Below are 17,801 nucleotides of genomic sequence, written 5' to 3' on the forward strand. Positions count from 1 at the left end.
AATTGTGATTATGAGCCCGAAAGATAATTTCTATAAAGTAAAGCATCTTTACAGCCGTGCTGGTTTTGGTATTTCTTATAAAGATTTACAAAAACTAAGCAGAAAAAATTACGAAAAAGTAGTTGATACTTTACTCAAAACGCCCAAAGAACAAGATGATATTTCCTTGATTGACAATGTTGCTTCCAAGCAGCAAATGTTAATGCAATCGGGTTTGTATGCTAAGAAAGATTTAACTGATGAGGAGAAAAAGCAACGCCAGGAAATTGTTAAAATGCAGAACGAGCGAAGCCGAGATTTAAACATTGCCTGGGTGGAGAAAATGATTAATACATCTACACCCTTACGTGAGAAAATGACGCTTTTTTGGCATGGGCATTTTGCTTGCAGAAGTAATAACCCAATGTTTGCACAACAACTCAATAACATTCAAAGGGCGAACAGTTTAGGGAGTTTTAAAACCCTGCTGGTAGAAGTTTCAAAATCGCCAGCGATGCTGCAATATTTGAATAACCAGCAAAATAGAAAAGGAAAACCTAACGAAAATTTTGCCCGCGAGCTGATGGAACTTTTCACCCTGGGTAGAGGCAATTATGCAGAACAAGACATTAAAGAATCTGCCCGTTCTTTTACAGGTTGGATGTATGATAAAGACGGTTCATTTATTTTTCGCCCGAATTTACATGATACTCAACCGAAAACCTTTTTTGGGAAAACCGGTAATTTTGATGGTGAGAACATTATAGACATTATTCTGCAAAAACCTGAAACGGCTATGTTTATATCTCGCAAGATTTACAAGTTTTTTGTAAATGATACACCTAATGAAACACACGTTAAAGATTTAGCAGATACTTTTTTCACATCGGGATATGACATTTCTGCAATGATGAAAAAACTGTTTACAGCAGATTGGTTTCATAGTCCTGAAAATGTTGGAACAAAAATTAAATCGCCTGCCGAGTTTTTGGTTGGCTTAAGCAGAGAATTTTATGTTACGTATAACAAACCACAAGTTTTAATTCAGCTACAAAGCAGTTTAGGGCAATATTTATTTAACCCTCCAAATGTTGCAGGTTGGCCAGGCGGACAAAACTGGATTGATAGCTCTTCATTAATGCTTAGGATGCGGATTCCATCTTTAGTTTTAAATGATGGCGAAATTGATTTTAGTGGTAAAGCCGATCCGGAAGATGAAGCTGTGATTGCACAAAGTAAAGCAGCAACAGCAAGTGTAAATGCTCAGGTAAAACCCAAATCTTATGTAGATGCTAAAGCAGATTGGCCAAAATTTTTAGAGTCGCTTCCAAAAGGAACTACACCGATTGAGTTGGCAGAATTCTTACTTCAGCCGAAGCTGAATAACAAAATTACCACCATGATAAGTGATAATAAAGGCTTAAGGAGCACTTCAGTAGAATTGACAAGCATGCCAGAATATCAACTTTGTTAAAATTAAGGACATGAACAGAAGAAATTTTTTAAGAAATACAGGTTTTGTAGCGGCAGGCTCATTGTTTGTTCCTGCGTTTATGAAACCACTTGAAGCGATGGCACTGGACGAACTGAGTTTGTACAAAAATCTTGTTGTGGTGCAGCTTTCTGGTGGAAATGATGGACTAAATACGGTTGTTCCATTTGGAAATGATATTTACTATCAAAAAAGGAAAAGTATCGCCATTAAACCCGAAGATGTGATTAAGCTAAATGACATGCAGGGTCTAAATCCAAACATGGCGGCTTTACAGGAAATTCATGATCAAGGTTGGATGACGATAATTAATGATGTTGGTTATCCAAATCCCGACCGTTCTCACTTTCGCTCGATGGATATTTGGCAAACCGGAAGCGATAGCAATCAATTCCTGTCTACGGGATGGATTGGGCGATATTTAGATAGCAATTGCCAAACCTGCAAATTTCCTTACACAGCAATTGAGGTTGATGATTCGCTTTCGTTGGCTTTGAAAGGTGAAACCAAAAAAGGAATTGCGCTTAAAGACCCTGCTGCATTGTTTCGCAATACGAACAATACCTTTTTTAAAACCATCATTAACAATGATAAGGAACACCTGGATGAAGACAATTTAGGCTATTTGTACAAGACCATGATTGAAACTTCTTCATCGGCAAGTTATATTCAAAACACCTCAAAAGTTTATCAAAATAAGGCAACTTATCCACAATCCGGTTTTGCAAATCAACTTAAAACGGTTTCTAAATTTATTTCATCAGGCTTAAAAACCCGTGTTTATTATGTTTCGTTAAGTGGTTTTGATACACATGTAAATCAAATCGGACAACAAGGTAATTTGCTTAAACAGTATAGTGAAGGGATGGCTGCTTTCCTAAAAGATTTAAAAAGCAACAACAAACTTGATGATACTTTAGTGGTTACTTTCTCTGAGTTCGGACGTAGGGTTGAACAAAATGCAAGTAACGGAACCGACCACGGCACAGCAAATAATATGTTCATCTTCGGTGGACGATTAAAGAAACAAGGAATTTTTAATGCCGCACCGAACCTAAGCGATTTGGATACAGGTGATTTAAAATATCAACTGGATTTCCGCCAGGTTTACGGAACAATTTTAGATAAATGGCTTGATGTAAATAACAGTGATATTCTGAGCAAGAAGTTTAACAGCTTGGATTTTATATAAAAAACAATAAAACGTCATTGCGAGGCACGAAGCAATCTCTAATAAATAAGATACTTGCACTTCGCAATGACTAAACAATTTATTTTCTTTTCATAAAATAAACAGGTCTACTTGAATCCTTTCCACTTTGTTCTGAGTACACTTGAAAAGCTTCGTAACCGTAATTTTTGAATTTGTTAACAAAATCGAGAACCGAATTAAATTCCATTCGCTTACCGGCATCATCTTTAACAACTACGTCATTAAATTCACCAACAACTTGTCCGTATTCTAAGGAGATTAAGATTTTATCAGAGAATGGTCTGACAGAGCCTTTAATCTCAACATAATCAGCATGAATATCGCTGAGCCGGACACCATTAACATTTTGAGCTTTAGCACTCAATAGCGCAAAGCAGGCAACAACCGTTGCCAGTGAAGTAATTTTTTTCATAATAAGGTTTCTTTGTGTGTACCCTAAAATAAAAAATATATTGCTTTAAGTTTAATGCGCCATGTAACAAAATAGTTCTTCCTTCATCTTAAAATAAAAGCAAGAATGAACTTATTAGGTAATATTATTTGGATTATTTTCGGTGGCATTTTTATATTCTTCGAATATATTATTGGCGGTTTAATATTATGCCTAACCATAATCGGTATTCCTTTCGGTATTCAATGCTTTAAATTTGCAATTGTTGGCTTGGCTCCATTTGGTGTAAAAATAAAAGACACTTCATCAAACACAGGTTGTTTATCAACTATTATGAATTTAATCTGGATTTTATGCGGAGGATTCTGGATTGCCTTAACGCATTTGTTTTTCGGCATTTTGCTTTGCATTACAGTTGTAGGCATTCCATTTGGCAGACAGCATTTTAAGTTAATGAATTTAGCTTTTACACCCTTTGGCAAATCGATTAGTTAATTGCTATGATTAATTTCTATAATATCACAGTTTATGTATCCATAATTTTAGCTGCATTAATTGCAGGCCTGTTTTACAGCTATGCATGCTCAGTAAATGGTGGTTTAGCAAAATTGAACGATAGCGAATATATCAAAGCTATGCAAGCCATCAATGCTGCAATACTAAATCCAGTCTTTTTTGTAAGCTTTATCGGAACTTTACTCTTCTTACCCGCGAGTACTTGGTTTGCTTATCAAAATGGAAATACAGAAGCATTCTACTATTTTCTATCTGCATCAGTTTTGTACCTGATAGGTGTTTTTGGTGTAACAGCTTTTGGGAACGTTGCTTTGAATGATAATTTAGCAAAGTTTGATTTGACTAATGCTGTAGGAGTAGAAATTGCTAATGCCAGAGCCGCTTTTGAATCGCCTTGGAACAAACTAAATTTAATCAGAACAATTGCATCAATTATAGTATTGGCACTTGCTCTAGTTGGTTTTAAATTGAAATAATACTTCCCTATATCAATCCAATCTTTTTAGAATGCTCAATTGCTTCTAAACTGTTATTAAAAAGACAAGTCTGGATGTGATGTCGCTTTAGCTTATCGAACAAGTTTAAAGTGTCAGTCTCCTTTTCAGGTCTGATATTTCTAATGTAAATGGCTTCTATATTTTCAGGATATTTCTCTGCAATTGACGTATAAATCTCCGGATCTTGTTGTGAATTATCGCCAAAAAACACAAATTTCTGATTTGGAAAGGCATCTAAAATTCGCATCACTCTGATTAATTTTCCTTCATGTCCCGTTTTACCTGTTCGCACTAAATCCTTCCACCGTTTTAAAGTATTTAACAAAAAAGCGCCGTCTGGTAACTTATTAAATCTAAAGGTTTCTAATAAATAATCATACAAATTCCATTCGCTGCTGCTTACATAAAAAAATGGATTTGGCTGGTTTTCTTCGGTGTGTGATTTTGCCAAAAGTTGGTAATGATGAGCAGCATCGGGAAAGGTCTTTCGTGTACGGGGATTTTTGATAAATAACTCACGTAACCTCCGGCCAATAGTTGCAGAATGAGAAATCATTACGGTATCATCAACATCAGAAACAAAGGCATATTGAGTAATATGTGGCACATAAACTTTCCCTTCGCTACTACTTAAAACGCTATCATCATCGGCAAGTGCTTCAACCTTGACATAATGCCAACCGGCTTCAACATCTCGTTCGGCATTCCACTCAAATTTGAAAAAACCATCGGCTTCGGTTTTATTATAAATAGTTTGGTCGAAAAACTGCAAGCGAACCTTTACAAATGGATAAGGTTTTAAAATGAATAGCTTAAGCAGATGAAGAATATTTACAAATAAATTTTTGCTGTAAACCTGTTTAGTTTTCGCTTTGCGTTTAAACACATGCCCATATACCACCAGATTTTTGGTGTGACCATAACCATGATATATTTTTACACTTACAGATTTATTCATCCATTTTAAAACAGAGTTTAGGTTTAGTTGTTTTGAATGCACCAAAAGATGTTGGCTATCATGAAATTACTATTTATTATTAACCCAGGCTCGGGTAGCCACGATGTAGATTTAAAAGAAGAAATTTCTAAATATTTTGAAGGAAATAATGCAGAAATCGATTTATTTGAACTGCCTAAAGATTGTTCTATTGATAAAATTAAGGCAAAAATCGAGCAATCGAAAGCAAATAAAGTAATTGCAGTTGGCGGCGATGGCACTTTGAAATTGGTTGCAGAATGTTTATTAAATTCAGATACGCCGATTGGAATTATTCCTGCAGGTTCGGCTAATGGAATGGCTAAAGAACTTGGAATCCCAAAAGAAATTGATGAGGCACTAAAACTGATTGAATTTGGTGAAAGAAAAAAAATCCACCTTGTGAAACTGAACGACGAAATCTGCATCCATCTTTCTGATTTAGGTTTTAATGCTTATCTCGTTAAAAAATTTGATACACTACCCGAACGTGGAATGTGGGGATATGCAAAAGCGACCTGGCATGCCTTATGGAACCATAAACGGATGGATGTTGAGCTAGAATTAAAGGGCGAAAAAGTAAAATCTAAAGCCGCAATGGTAGCCATTGCAAACGCTACAATGTATGGAACGGGTTTAAAAATTAATCCTGATGGTAAACTTGATGATGAGCTTTTTGAAATTATCCTGGTTAAGGATTATTCTTACTTAGAGATTTTGAAAATATGGTTTACCAAACTTCCTTTTAACCCTAAAAAGATAGAGGTTTTCCAAACTTCAAGAGTAAAAATATCATCAAAGCATAAAGCACATTTTCAGGTTGATGGAGAATATGTAGGCAAAATAAATACAGTTGAAGGACAAATATTGCCAGAGGCGATTTCTATAATAATGCCAGCTTAAAATTCTTCTCGGTGTGCTTTAATGGTAAGATAAAGTCTGAAAAACTCAGCGATGAAACATAGTTTAAAGAAAACATCAAACCAAAACTCTTTTAAGTTTAACAATTCTGGCAAAAGCGTAATGAAGCCAATGGAAAAAACCCAGATTACCAATCGGATGGGGAATTGAATATAGTAAGCAATAAGCACAAACTTTTTATAAAAAATTAAGCCTGCGGCTGAAACGAAAAGAAGCAGGAACATTGGCAAGGTTAAAATCACCCTAACTTGTGATAATGTTTCTTCAGGAATTTCTTTAAAGTGTATAATAATTTGCCAGAATGGTTGTGCTAATAAAGCAATGCTGATAATATCAAGAAGAGCAAAAATTCTAACAGTTAAGCGCATTATTTACAATATTTGGTAAGATAATTATTGGCTTTATCACTGCCCAGATTTTTAACCAGATTAAAATCTTCGCAAGCGCCTTGTTTATCTCCTTGTTTTATTTTTTTTAGTCCACTGTTAATTAGCGCATCGAAGTATTCATCATCAATACCCAACTGTGATTTTATCGCCAAAATCTGGCTTTCCTGGCCAGGTTTCGCTGCATCTATATTTTTATAAAAATTGATAACCGCATTTGTTAAACCTTCTTCAGCTAAATAAGAAGTGATGGCCTGATTTATATCCGCTTTGGATTTACCCTCACATCCGTAACCTAACAATCGAAAATTTACAGGAACAACAACTGAAACAGCGGTATCGTAAACTGCAGGAACCTGCCATTTTCCGCTGCTCAATCGTATCAGCCTTAAAGCTTCATTATCTAAATCAGAAATAATTCCTTTGGTAATTTTTGATGAATAAACTCTGCCGTTTTGGTCTAACTTAAAGCTAACACTTACGCTGCCTTGAATACAGTTTTGCTTTGAAAAAGCCGGATAAATAGTATTGTTTTTTAAGAAACTGGCAAAACCTGAAGGTCCGTTTTTAAACTGCACTTGCCCGATGGCAAATATGCTTAAAAGTAACAATCCGAAAATTGCAAGGTATTTCATAAATCTAATTTACGTAAAAAAGCTCAAAGCCGTTTGAAAGTGCAATCTAAAATCAGATTTGGATTTGGGCAATTATTTAAATACTTCTCTCGTTCTGAGAATCTACAAACACCTGGATAATCGCCTTTACAACCTTCCATATCTTTTATTATCTGAAAGTGCAAATGTGACGGCCAGAAACCATTTTCCTCTTTAACACCTAAAGTTGCAAAAGCTGTTCCTGCTGAGATAAATTTACCTTCTTCCAAATCATTTAACGAAGCAAGACTTAAATGCCCATATAACGCATTAAATTGATAACCATCAATGTTGTAGCTTAAAATTATCGTTGCTCCATAATCGCCAAAATTATTGTTGTTGGCAAAACTGTGAACGGTTGCATCGTAGAAATTATAAATTGGTGTTAAAGCAGCCGCCCAAATGTCAACACCTAAATGCAATCGCCTGGGTTCTTCATCTGTATCAAAATGTGCACTCCTTGAATAAATCGTTCTATGCTCATCGTAACCGCCAATACCATATTTGGCATCATTTGTTTTTAGCTGTTGATTTATCCAAGATGAAAATAAATCCGTATCATCTAAAATTTCATCTGTAAGTGCTCTGTTTGCGGCAGTAAAATCAAGAGGCAAAAGTTTATCGTCAGCTAAATTAAAATCGACAACTTTTCCAATAACAGATTTCTTCGACAGAATAACTTCTTCAAAAGTTTTCATCAAAACTATTCTGTTTCTTCGTCTGGCTGTCTTGGTTCTTTTGCAATCTTGTCAAACAGATGATCCATACGTTCTACGTATTCATTGGTATCATCAACAAAGAATGTAAGTTCTGGCACAACCCTTACCTGATGGCGAATTCTCGAACCCAGTTTATATCTGATTTCTCCGGCATGTGCATTTACCGTATTGATTGAAAGTGTGGTATTATTGGTGTTGAAAAAGCTTAAATAAACTTTTGCAACCGCTAAATCTGGCGAAACACGAACACGCGTAATGGTTACCAATGTATTAGGCAAAAATGCAGCACCCTCACGCTGAAAAACCTGTGCCAATTCTTCTTGTAGCACTCCTGCAAATTTTTGCTGACGTTTACTTTCCATAATTCTTTTTATCTGTCGTCATTGCGAGGAACGAAGCAATCTTAAAACTAATGCTTAAGAGATTGCTTCAAGCCTCGCAATGACGGTTTAATTTACCTAATATAACAAATTACTATCATACGGATATCTAGCAATATGCGCTGCTTTAATCTTCTCGTACATTAGTGTTTTAAACTCTTCAATATTCTCTTTTTCTGTTGCCGAAATAAACAAAACAGGCACTTTATCGTGACTCATCCAGCTACGTTTAAATTCTTCAAGCGTTAGCTTTCCATCATCGTCTTCATCATCCGTTTCTGGCGAAACGTAAGCATCAATTTTATTAAAAAGCAAAATCATGTCTTTATCAATTGCACCGATATCTTTTAAAGTTTCATTAACCGTATTAATCTGGTCTTCAAAGTTCGGATGCGAAACATCAACCACATGAATTAACAAATCCGCTTCACGAACTTCATCTAAAGTAGATTTAAAACACTCTACCAAATGGTGAGGAAGTTTACGAATAAAACCAACTGTATCTGATAACAAAAATGGAAGATTTTCAATTACAACTTTTCTTACTGTTGTATCCAATGTAGCAAAAAGCTTGTTTTCGGCAAACACTTCCGATTTAGAAAGCATATTCATAATTGTAGATTTACCAACGTTGGTATAACCTACAAGAGCCACACGAATTAACTGACCACGATTTTTACGTTGCGTTTCGTTTTGCCTGTCAATATTTCTTAAACGTTCTTTAAGTAAAGAGATTTTCGTTAAAATAATCCTTCTATCGCTCTCAATCTGCGTTTCACCTGGACCACGCATACCAATACCACCCTTTTGACGCTCTAAGTGTGTCCACATACCAGTTAAGCGTGGCAAAACGTATTGTAATTGTGCTAGTTCTACTTGTGTTTTCGCCTGAGCTGTTTGTGCTCTGTTCGCAAAAATATCTAAGATTAAGTTACTTCTATCTAAAACTTTAACGCCTAATTCTCTATCAATATTTCGCAGTTGCGATGGCGATAACTCATCATCAAACACAACTGTATCAATTTCTTCTGATTTCACATAAGCTTTAATTTCCTCAAGCTTACCCGTACCCACAAAAGTAGCACGTTCAGGTTTCAGCATTTTCTGTGTAAAAACCTTCTCCACCTTTCCTCCAGCGGTATCAACCAAAAAGGCAAGCTCATCAAGATATTCTTTAGTTTGCTCGTCCTTTTCGCCGGGCGTAACTACCCCAACCAAAATTGCTCGTTCCTGCTTTATAGCAGTATCATAAAATTTCTGTTTTCCCATTAATACAACAAAGATACAAAATTTGCAAAAGGTGATTTCCATTAGAAACCACAGAGATGTAATAAAAGTTTTGACCGTCTCGTCTTTGCGAGGTACGGAGCTTACAAGACTGAAGAATTCAAAAATTCCGTGTATTCTGTGTTTCCGTGGCAAAAAAAGTAGCCGCTTATATCTGCGCTACAAAATCCTTTATCGCCAAACCCGGATTATCGGTTTTCATAAAGTTCTCTCCTATTAAAAATCCATTAAACCCTGCACTTCTAAGTTCTTTAATCGTTTCTGGATTGCTAATTGCACTTTCAGATATCTTCATAAACTCATTCGGGATTTTATTAACCAAATCAAATGAGGTTTGAATATTAACAGTAAAATCTGCCAGGTTTCTGTTGTTAACACCAATTGCATCTAAATTCGGGCAAATACTTCTCTCCAGTTCTTCCAAATCATGAACTTCGAGCAGCACATTTAAACCCAAATTTTGCGCAAATATCCCGTAATCACTGATTTGTTTGGGCGTTAAGATGGCGGCAATTAATAGTATAATATCAGCACCCCAAGCCTTAGCTTCAAGAATCTGATATTCATCAATTATAAAGTCTTTTCTTAAAACAGGAATTTCATTTACAGCTCTTGCAGCCAAAATATCATCGGTTTTTCCACCGAAAAAATCAACATCTGTTAAAACAGAAAGTGCTGATACACCGGCATTATTGTAGGCCTTTGTAACTTCCGCAACATCGGCAATGCCATTAATCAAACCCTTTGAAGGCGAACGGCGTTTGAACTCTGCAATAATTCCGTTTCTATCATCCGCTAAAAGAAAATCTTTAAAGGAATATGGCTTTCGTTTAAAATATGCTGAATTTTCTAAATCAGCAATAGAAACCAATTGCTTTGCATCAGCAACCTCTTCTTTTTTACGTAATACAATTTTATCTAAAATAGACCCCTCCGCCCTTGAAGGGGAACTTGAATTCCTATCGTTCATATCAATTTTATATCTTTTGTCGTCATTGCGAGGCACGAAGCAATCTATATACGAGATTGCTTCGTGCCTCGCAATGACGTATTTATTAAGCTGTCAACCAATTTTCCATCATTTGCTTACCATATTCTGTAAGTACACTTTCCGGGTGAAACTGTACGCCACGAACATCTAATGTTTCATGTCTTAAAGCCATGATTTCACTTTTATGGTCTCTTGCTGTAATTTTCAAACAATCTGGAAAGTTTTCCTTGCTAACTACCCAACTGTGGTATCGGCCAACATTAATGGTTTGCGGGCATTCCCAAAATAAAAATTCATCTCCATCTACAACGGTAACCGGAGTTGCAATACCATGCATTGGTCTGCCTAAATTTAAAAGCGTTCCGCCAAAAACTTCGGCTATTGCCTGCTGACCTAAACATACGCCAAAAATACTTTTAGTTGGTGCGTAAGTTTTTATCACATCTAATAATAAACCTGCTTCTTCCGGTATTCCGGGGCCGGGCGAAAGCAAAATTTTATCGTATTTATCTACATCTGCCAATTCAAATTTATCATTACGCCAAACTTCAGCCTCATAACCAACTTCATTTATTAAATGAACCAGATTATAAGTGAAACTATCGTAATTATCGATAACAAGAACCGTTTTTTTATCTTTATTTTCCATTGTATTATTTCCTAATCTATCATCCATCACACATCTTCCCTATTACCTCAAAAGACCTAAAGTCCAACCGCCATTTCAACAGCCTTTCTAAGCGCAGCAATTTTGTTATTTACTTCCTGCATTTCAGTTTCAGGTACAGAATCTGCCACAATTCCAGCACCTGCACGATAATGCAATTCATTGTTTTTGCTCATGAAAGTTCTAATCATTATGGCATGATTGAAATCTTCGTTAAAGCCCATAAAACCAATTGCACCAGCGTAAAAATTGCGACCTAACTTTTCATTTTCATCGATTAATTGCATGGCCTTATATTTTGGCGCACCACTTAGAGTTCCGGCCGGATAAGTATCTGCAACAACTTTGAAAGCGCTTACATTTTCCTGTAAATGCCCGCTAACTTTACTAACCAAATGGATTAAATGAGAATAATACTGAACTTCTTTAAATGATTTAACTTCCACACGATTGCAATGTCTGCTCAAATCGTTACGAGCCAAATCTACAAGCATTACATGTTCTGCACTTTCTTTCGGGTCTTGCTCTAGTTTTTTTGCTTGCTCAGCATCTTCTACATCATTGCCGCTTCTTTTAAACGTTCCGGCTATTGGGAAGATATTTGCAGTATTGTTTTTTATGGTGATTTGTGCCTCTGGCGATGAACCAAAAAGCTTGAAGTTGCCGTAATCAAAATAAAAAAGGTAAGGCGATGGATTTATAGAACGCAGACAACGGTAAACATTAAACTCATCTCCAGAAAAAGCTTGCTTAAACGCTCTTGATGGTACAATTTGAAAAACATCACCACGATAAATGTGTTTTTGAAGTTTTTCTACCAAATCGATAAATCCCTGATCCGTTAGATTGGATTTTTCTTCGCCCTTAATTTGAAATTTATATTCAGGATAGTTTTTATTCTGAATTAGATATTCCATTTTCTCTAATCCACCTTTTTCCTCGCCTTCAAAAGAATTTTTAAATAATGTTATTTCATTTTTAAAGTGGTCGATAGCAATAATGTAACGATACAAATGATATTGCATTTCTGGAATTTCCTCTCCATCTGGCGTTTCAGAAGTGAACTGAATATCTTCAAAATGCTGTACTGCATTCCATGTAAAATAGCCGAATAAACCGCTGGTAATAAATTTTATTTCTGGAATTTCAGTTTCCTTGAACTTATCTTTAAACTCAGCAATTTCTTCTGTTAAATTTTTGGTTTCTTTAATTTCAACTGTTCCATCAGGGAAATAAGTTTCCAAACGGCTACCTTTTAAAATAATACCGGCAACAGGTTCTGCGCAAACAAAACTCATAGAATTTTCCCTGCTATGGTAATCAGAACTTTCTAGTAAAATACTATTGGGATAAACATCGCGAAGGCGAAGATAAATACTTACCGGAGTAGTAGTATCGGCAAGCATTTTTTTGTATTGTGTATTTATTTTAAACATTATCTTTTCGTCATTGCGAGGAGGAACGACGAAGCAATCTCTCCCCTTTTAAATTGTTTTAAAAAATAAAAAGCCCGGCGTGTGGTTCTACGCCGGGCTTTAATGGTTCTTTTTAAGATTTAGGATGATAGAATATTTTCATCACACGCAGCCAGCGCAATTCTGTTTTGAATTACCTTGCCAAAGCCATGTATGTATATTGTTAATCATGTACAGCAAAAATATAAAGAATTTTGAAAAATGGAAATATTTATAAAAATAGTTTAAATAACTCCGATTTTAATAAGCATACCTGAAATTCCAAAAAACGACCTTCCTGGAACCTCCTTAAACATAAGCCAAATGGTTCCAATTATGATAAGTAACGCTAAACCGAAGAAAATAGATATGGTACGATGCTTAGCAACAGCATCTGCAACCTTTTTTGATTTTGCATTACCAACTGTTATTAAAATTATGGCCACGATCATCATGCTAATGTGTTCCATTTTAAAATAACGAACTGCTGGCGCTCCTTTACTACTTAATGCATACCAACCTTCGGTAAAATAAAGCACTAAACCAATAAGCAATTGAATGTGGGCACTTATTAGTGTAAACACATTTAATTTTCTGTTACCTTCTGTATATGGTTTATTGCCAAACCAACCAGATAATGCTTTTATAACAGCAACAATTAGTAACGTGAAAACAACATAGCGCCAACCTGAATGCGCATTTTTTAAGATTTCGTTCATGATTTTAATTTTATAACCCTCAAAAATAGCTATTAATTGTAAAAAATAGGTTAATAAGCAATTTCGACACTAATTTATATTAGTTTTAAACAAAATAAACCCCCTTAAACATATTATGAAGAAAATTTTACTTGCCTTAGCGCTGGTATTTTCCTCTACAATTCTGTTTGCACAGCAAACCACCTATCCTGTTAATGGTTCTTATGACACTAGACCAGGAATGTTTGCCTTTACTAATGCAACAATTGTAGTAAATGCCACAAAAACCTTATCAAATGCAACACTACTAATTAAAGGACAAACTATCCAGGCCGTTGGTGCAGGTTTAGCAGTACCAAAGGGTTATGTAGTAATCGATTTAAAAGGAAAATTTATTTACCCATCTCTTATTGACGCTTTTACAAGCTACGGTACGCCAGATGCTGCAACACAAGCCCGCGGATTTGGCGGTCAGCGCCAATCTATATTTGTATCTACTAAAAAAGGTGCTTATGGCTGGAATGAATCTATCAGACCAGAAACTTATGTGAAAAACATTTTTACCATCGATAGCAAAAAAGCTGATGATTTACGTAAAGCTGGTTTTGGCAGTGTAAACTCAATCAGTCGCGATGGTATTGCCCGTGGTGTTTCTGCAGCCGTAACTTTAAATGATGGTGCAGATAATAATGTATTTTTGAAAGACCAAACCGCAGCCAATTATTCATTTAATAAAGGAACATCATCAAATGATTATCCAACTTCTTTAATGGGTTCTATTGCGTTGCTTCGCCAAGCGTATTACGATGCACAATGGTATGGAAAGCAAAAAGAAGAATATAACATTTCTTTAGAAGAGTTTGGTAAGCAACAAGCTATGCCGCAACTTTTTGAGGTTGATGGCTGGGCAAACGTTCTTCGTGCCGATAAAATTGGAAAAGAGTTTGGTAAACAATTCATTATTAAATCTACTGGTGATGAATACCAAAGAATTGCAGAAGTGAAAGCTACCGGCGCAAGTTTAATTATTCCTTTGGCTTTCCCTAAAGCATATGATGTTGAAGACCCTGCTGAAGCAAGAAACATTACATTAACACAAATGAAAGCATGGGAATTGGCTCCAACTAATCCTGCGGCATTAGAAAAAGCAGGCGTTAATTTCGCTCTTACTTCATTTGGTTTAGATAACACACGCGATTTCTGGACAAACATCCGCACTGCGATAGAAAACGGATTAACTGAAAAGCAAGCTTTAGCTTCGGTTACAGAAATCCCTGCATCACTTTTAGGTATCAGCGATAAAGTTGGTTCATTAGAAAAAGGTAAAGTAGCCAACTTCTTAATCTCATCTGATAACTTATTTAAAAAAGAAAATATCATTTTCGAGAACTGGGTTCAGGGAAAACGTTTCATTGTTAATAAAATTGATGTTTCTGATGTTCGTGGTACTTACAACTTAAATGTTGATGGTATTGGCGGTGCATTACTTTTAAAAATTACCGGAACTGGTGGCGGCACAACCGCAGCAATTGAAAGAAGTGGTGCAGACAGTGTAAAAACAACTGCAACCTTCACCAGAAATGGCGACTGGGTAAGTATCAATTTCAATTTAAAGAAAAACCCTAAAGGTGATGTTCGTTTAAGTGGTTACTTAACTTCGGCTAGTCCTTTAACTTTTAAAGGTGAAGTGGCTTTACCTGATGGAACATTCGGGAAATTTACTGCTACTTACAAGGAAGCGGCAAAAGAAACTCCAAAACGCGATGAACCAAAACCAGTATTAGCGGTTGGTACTTTACTTTATCCATTCGGTGCATTTGGTAACACTGAAATCCCTAAACAAGAAAGTGTTTTAATTAAAAACGCTACGGTTTGGACGAACGAAAAAGAAGGAATATTGCAGAATGCAGATGTGCTTTTAGAAAACGGCAAAATTAAAGCGGTTGGAAAAGGTTTATCAGCAGGAAGTGCAAAAGTTATAGATGGTACAGGCAAACACGTTACCGCGGGAATTATCGATGAGCACTCGCACATTGCAGGCAGTGGTGGTATTAACGAAGGTGCACAATCTGTATCTGCCGAAGTACGTATTGCAGATATCATAAACTCTGAAGATGTAAACATTTATCGCCAGTTGGCTGGTGGTGTTACTACATCTCAAATTTTACATGGCTCGGCTAATCCAATTGGTGGTCAATCTCAATTAATAAAATTACGTTGGGGTAAAGCACCAGAAGAATTGAAATTTGCGGGTGCTGATGGTTTTATAAAATTTGCCTTAGGAGAAAACGTTAAGCAAAGTAATTTTGGTACTGGCGCACGTTTCCCGGTTACACGTATGGGTGTAGAACAAACATTTGTTGATGAATTTACCCGTGCAAAAGAATATGAAAAAGCAAGAGCTGTAAAAGGCAGTAACGTTCGCCGTGATTTGGAATTAGATGCAATTGTTGAGATTTTAAACAACAAACGTTTCATTACCTGTCACTCGTATGTGCAAAGCGAAATCAACATGTTAATTCATGTTGCGGATAGCTTGGGTTTCAAAATCAACACTTTTACACACATTTTAGAAGGTTATAAAGTTGCTGATAAAATGAAAGCACATGGCATTGCAGCTTCTACCTTTTCTGACTGGTGGGCTTATAAAAACGAGGTTGCTGAAGCCATTCCTTACAACGGAAAAATTATGCATAACGTTGGTGTAAGAACGGCTTTCAACTCTGATGATGCTGAAATGGCTCGTCACTTGAATCAGGAAGCTGGAAAATCAGTTCTTTATGGTAACGTTCCGGAAGAAGATGCATTAAAATTTGTAACCTTAAACCCGGCTCGTATGCTTCATATTGATGATAAAGTTGGAAGTTTAAAGCCTGGTAAAGATGCTGACGTTGTTATCTGGTCGGCAAATCCACTATCAATTTATGCAAAAGCAGAAAAAACTTTTGTTGATGGTGTTGCATACTGGGATCTTGAAAAAGATGCACAGGTTATTAAAACACAACAAGGAGAAAAAGCTCGCTTAATTCAAAAGATGTTGGAAAGCAAAAACACTGGCGGTCGTACACAACGTCCGTTTGGTCCTGCACCACGTCTTTACAATTGCGAAACTTTAGGAGATTATTCAGCAGAATTAAACGAAACAGAACATGCGCACTAACATAAAGTATTTAGTAACTCTGGCTTTAACGGCATCTAGCCTGATGTGCTTTGCTCAGGCAAACATATCGCCAGCAAAAAAACAAACCAAAACCATTGCCATCACAGGCGCAACTATCCATGTGGGTAATGGTTCTGTAATTGAAAATGGAACAATTGTTTTCAGCAATGGAAAAATTGTATCTGTTTCAGCAAACGGACAAGCTCCCGTTGATGATGTGGTTCGCATTAATGCATCGGGTAAACACATTTATCCGGGTTTAATTGCAGCAACAACCAATTTAGGTTTAGCAGAAACTGAATCAATAAAAGCTACTTTAGATTATCAGGAAATCGGCGACTTCAACTCGCACATTCGCTCTATTGTTGCTTATAATACCGATTCGAAAGTTCCCGCAACTCTACGCAGTAATGGTGTTTTAATGGCACAACCTACACCACAAGGCGGAACAGTATCAGGAAGTTCATCTGTAGTACAGTTGGATGCCTGGAACTGGGAAGATGCAGCCATAAAAAAAGATGATGCAATGCACATGACCTGGCCTGTAACACCTCGTTTTCGTGGTGGTTTTGGTGGTTTCGGTCGACCGCAGGTTTCTCCGGAAATGCTTAACGAAAGAACACAAGCGGCAATTAACCAGCTAACTTCTTTCTTTGCAGAAGCGAAAGCATACTCAGAAATGGGCAAAGCGGAAGTGATTAACACGCGTTTCGAAGCGATGAAACCTGTTTTTGCAGGCAAAGAAAAACTATTTATAGCAGCTGAAAGTCAGAAAGACATTGTTGCAGCGGTAAATTTTGCTAAAAAATTCGGTATTGTTCCGGTAATTACTGGTGCAGATGAAGCTTACTTAATTATCGATTTCTTAAAAGACAACAACATTTCTGTTGTGGTTAAACAACCTCATGCGTTGCCAAACAACAATGATGATGATGTGAACATGCCATACAAAAATGCGGCAGTTTTGGCTAATGCAGGCTTAAATGTGGTATTAAGTATTGATGGTTACTGGCAACAACGCAACCTGCCTTTCATGGCTGGAACAGTTACAGCTTGGGGCTTAGATAAAGAAAAAGCTTTATCAACCATTACGCTAAACGCAGCAAAAGTTATGGGTGTAGATAAAACGACAGGAAGTATAGAAACCGGAAAAGATGCAACTTTCTTTATCTCCGCAGGTGATGCTTTGGATATGAGAACAAACAAAGTAGAGCAGGCATTTATTCAGGGTAGAGATATTAATTTGGATAACTTGCACAAACAGCTTGATAAAAAATTCAGCGATAAGTACGAAGCTGAAAAGAAATAAGCTAACATAAACTTAACAAGAAACGGTCAGTATTAATTTACTGACCGTTTTTTTGTATACAAAGATTCTGAAAACTTAATTCCTAAACCATTTCTTAACCCTAAATCGAATT

General features: G+C 36.3%; 18 protein-coding genes. 7 read left to right on the forward strand and 11 right to left on the reverse strand.

Annotated elements, in window-relative coordinates; all coding sequences use genetic code 11:
- The first annotated feature begins 10 nt into the window (after nucleotides 1-10).
- Nucleotides 11-1,453, forward strand: coding sequence for a DUF1800 domain-containing protein (locus ACO05K_RS15125; protein ID WP_421945260.1), 1,443 nt, complete (start codon nucleotides 11-13; stop codon nucleotides 1,451-1,453).
- A gap of 10 nt (nucleotides 1,454-1,463) precedes the next feature.
- On the forward strand, nucleotides 1,464-2,663 hold the full coding sequence (locus ACO05K_RS15130; RefSeq protein WP_421945261.1) for a DUF1501 domain-containing protein: 1,200 nt from the start codon (nucleotides 1,464-1,466) through the stop codon (nucleotides 2,661-2,663).
- A 79-nt stretch (nucleotides 2,664-2,742) separates the two neighbouring features.
- On the opposite strand, the gene ACO05K_RS15135 is transcribed toward ACO05K_RS15130, so the two are convergent.
- Nucleotides 2,743-3,096, reverse strand: a complete 354-nt coding sequence (locus tag ACO05K_RS15135; RefSeq protein WP_421945262.1) for a hypothetical protein — start codon at nucleotides 3,094-3,096, stop codon at nucleotides 2,743-2,745.
- 105 nt (nucleotides 3,097-3,201) lie between these two features.
- Here ACO05K_RS15135 and ACO05K_RS15140 point away from each other — a divergent pair, with 105 nt between their 5' ends.
- Nucleotides 3,202-3,570, forward strand: a complete 369-nt coding sequence (locus tag ACO05K_RS15140) for a YccF domain-containing protein (protein ID WP_421945263.1) — start codon at nucleotides 3,202-3,204, stop codon at nucleotides 3,568-3,570.
- 5 nt (nucleotides 3,571-3,575) lie between these two features.
- Entirely contained in the window at nucleotides 3,576-4,067 is a 492-nt protein-coding gene (locus ACO05K_RS15145) for a DUF1772 domain-containing protein (protein WP_421945264.1), read from the forward strand.
- Nucleotides 4,068-4,074: 7 nt separating this feature from the next.
- On the opposite strand, the gene ACO05K_RS15150 is transcribed toward ACO05K_RS15145, so the two are convergent.
- The gene (locus ACO05K_RS15150) at nucleotides 4,075-5,046 is read right to left on the reverse strand and encodes an App1 family protein (RefSeq protein ID WP_421945265.1); all 972 of its coding nucleotides are present in this window, start codon (nucleotides 5,044-5,046) and stop codon (nucleotides 4,075-4,077) included.
- A gap of 60 nt (nucleotides 5,047-5,106) precedes the next feature.
- Between ACO05K_RS15150 and ACO05K_RS15155 the strand changes: the two genes are divergently transcribed.
- Complete coding sequence (locus ACO05K_RS15155; RefSeq protein WP_421945266.1) at nucleotides 5,107-5,967, forward strand: diacylglycerol/lipid kinase family protein; 861 nt, start codon at nucleotides 5,107-5,109, stop codon at nucleotides 5,965-5,967.
- On the opposite strand, the gene ACO05K_RS15160 is transcribed toward ACO05K_RS15155, so the two are convergent.
- The 9 genes from ACO05K_RS15160 to ACO05K_RS15200 form a co-directional block, all read right to left on the reverse strand.
- Nucleotides 5,964-6,353 carry a hypothetical protein gene (locus ACO05K_RS15160; protein ID WP_421945267.1) on the reverse strand — a complete coding sequence of 130 codons (390 nt, stop codon included), beginning with the start codon at nucleotides 6,351-6,353 and terminating at the stop codon, nucleotides 5,964-5,966. The two genes, ACO05K_RS15155 and ACO05K_RS15160, sit on opposite strands and share 4 nt — an antisense overlap.
- Nucleotides 6,353-7,006, reverse strand: coding sequence for an energy transducer TonB (locus ACO05K_RS15165; protein WP_421945268.1), 654 nt, complete (start codon nucleotides 7,004-7,006; stop codon nucleotides 6,353-6,355). Before ACO05K_RS15165 ends, ACO05K_RS15160 begins: the two co-directional genes overlap by 1 nt.
- Before the next feature lie 23 nt (nucleotides 7,007-7,029).
- Entirely contained in the window at nucleotides 7,030-7,722 is a 693-nt protein-coding gene (locus ACO05K_RS15170; protein WP_421945269.1) for a peptidoglycan DD-metalloendopeptidase family protein, read from the reverse strand.
- A gap of 5 nt (nucleotides 7,723-7,727) precedes the next feature.
- The gene (rbfA, locus tag ACO05K_RS15175; RefSeq protein ID WP_421945270.1) at nucleotides 7,728-8,105 is read right to left on the reverse strand and encodes a 30S ribosome-binding factor RbfA; all 378 of its coding nucleotides are present in this window, start codon (nucleotides 8,103-8,105) and stop codon (nucleotides 7,728-7,730) included.
- 96 nt (nucleotides 8,106-8,201) lie between these two features.
- Nucleotides 8,202-9,392: a GTPase HflX gene (hflX, locus tag ACO05K_RS15180; protein WP_421945271.1), complete on the reverse strand. Its 1,191-nt coding sequence runs from the start codon at nucleotides 9,390-9,392 to the stop codon at nucleotides 8,202-8,204.
- A 166-nt stretch (nucleotides 9,393-9,558) separates the two neighbouring features.
- Nucleotides 9,559-10,380, reverse strand: coding sequence for an indole-3-glycerol phosphate synthase TrpC (gene trpC / locus ACO05K_RS15185; protein ID WP_421945272.1), 822 nt, complete (start codon nucleotides 10,378-10,380; stop codon nucleotides 9,559-9,561).
- Nucleotides 10,381-10,465: 85 nt separating this feature from the next.
- Nucleotides 10,466-11,077 carry an anthranilate synthase component II gene (locus ACO05K_RS15190; RefSeq protein ID WP_421945273.1) on the reverse strand — a complete coding sequence of 204 codons (612 nt, stop codon included), beginning with the start codon at nucleotides 11,075-11,077 and terminating at the stop codon, nucleotides 10,466-10,468.
- A gap of 29 nt (nucleotides 11,078-11,106) precedes the next feature.
- Nucleotides 11,107-12,504, reverse strand: a complete 1,398-nt coding sequence (locus ACO05K_RS15195; RefSeq protein ID WP_421945274.1) for an anthranilate synthase component I family protein — start codon at nucleotides 12,502-12,504, stop codon at nucleotides 11,107-11,109.
- Nucleotides 12,505-12,767: 263 nt separating this feature from the next.
- Entirely contained in the window at nucleotides 12,768-13,241 is a 474-nt protein-coding gene (locus tag ACO05K_RS15200) for a cytochrome B (protein ID WP_421945275.1), read from the reverse strand.
- A 115-nt stretch (nucleotides 13,242-13,356) separates the two neighbouring features.
- Between ACO05K_RS15200 and ACO05K_RS15205 the strand changes: the two genes are divergently transcribed.
- Nucleotides 13,357-16,380: an amidohydrolase family protein gene (locus tag ACO05K_RS15205; protein ID WP_421945276.1), complete on the forward strand. Its 3,024-nt coding sequence runs from the start codon at nucleotides 13,357-13,359 to the stop codon at nucleotides 16,378-16,380.
- Nucleotides 16,370-17,689, forward strand: coding sequence for an amidohydrolase family protein (locus tag ACO05K_RS15210; protein ID WP_421945277.1), 1,320 nt, complete (start codon nucleotides 16,370-16,372; stop codon nucleotides 17,687-17,689). Before ACO05K_RS15205 ends, ACO05K_RS15210 begins: the two co-directional genes overlap by 11 nt.
- Nucleotides 17,690-17,801: the final 112 nt, after the last annotated feature.

The sequence above is a fragment of the Pedobacter sp. genome (assembly GCF_965227205.1).
Classification (GTDB): Bacteria; Bacteroidota; Bacteroidia; order Sphingobacteriales; family Sphingobacteriaceae; genus Pedobacter.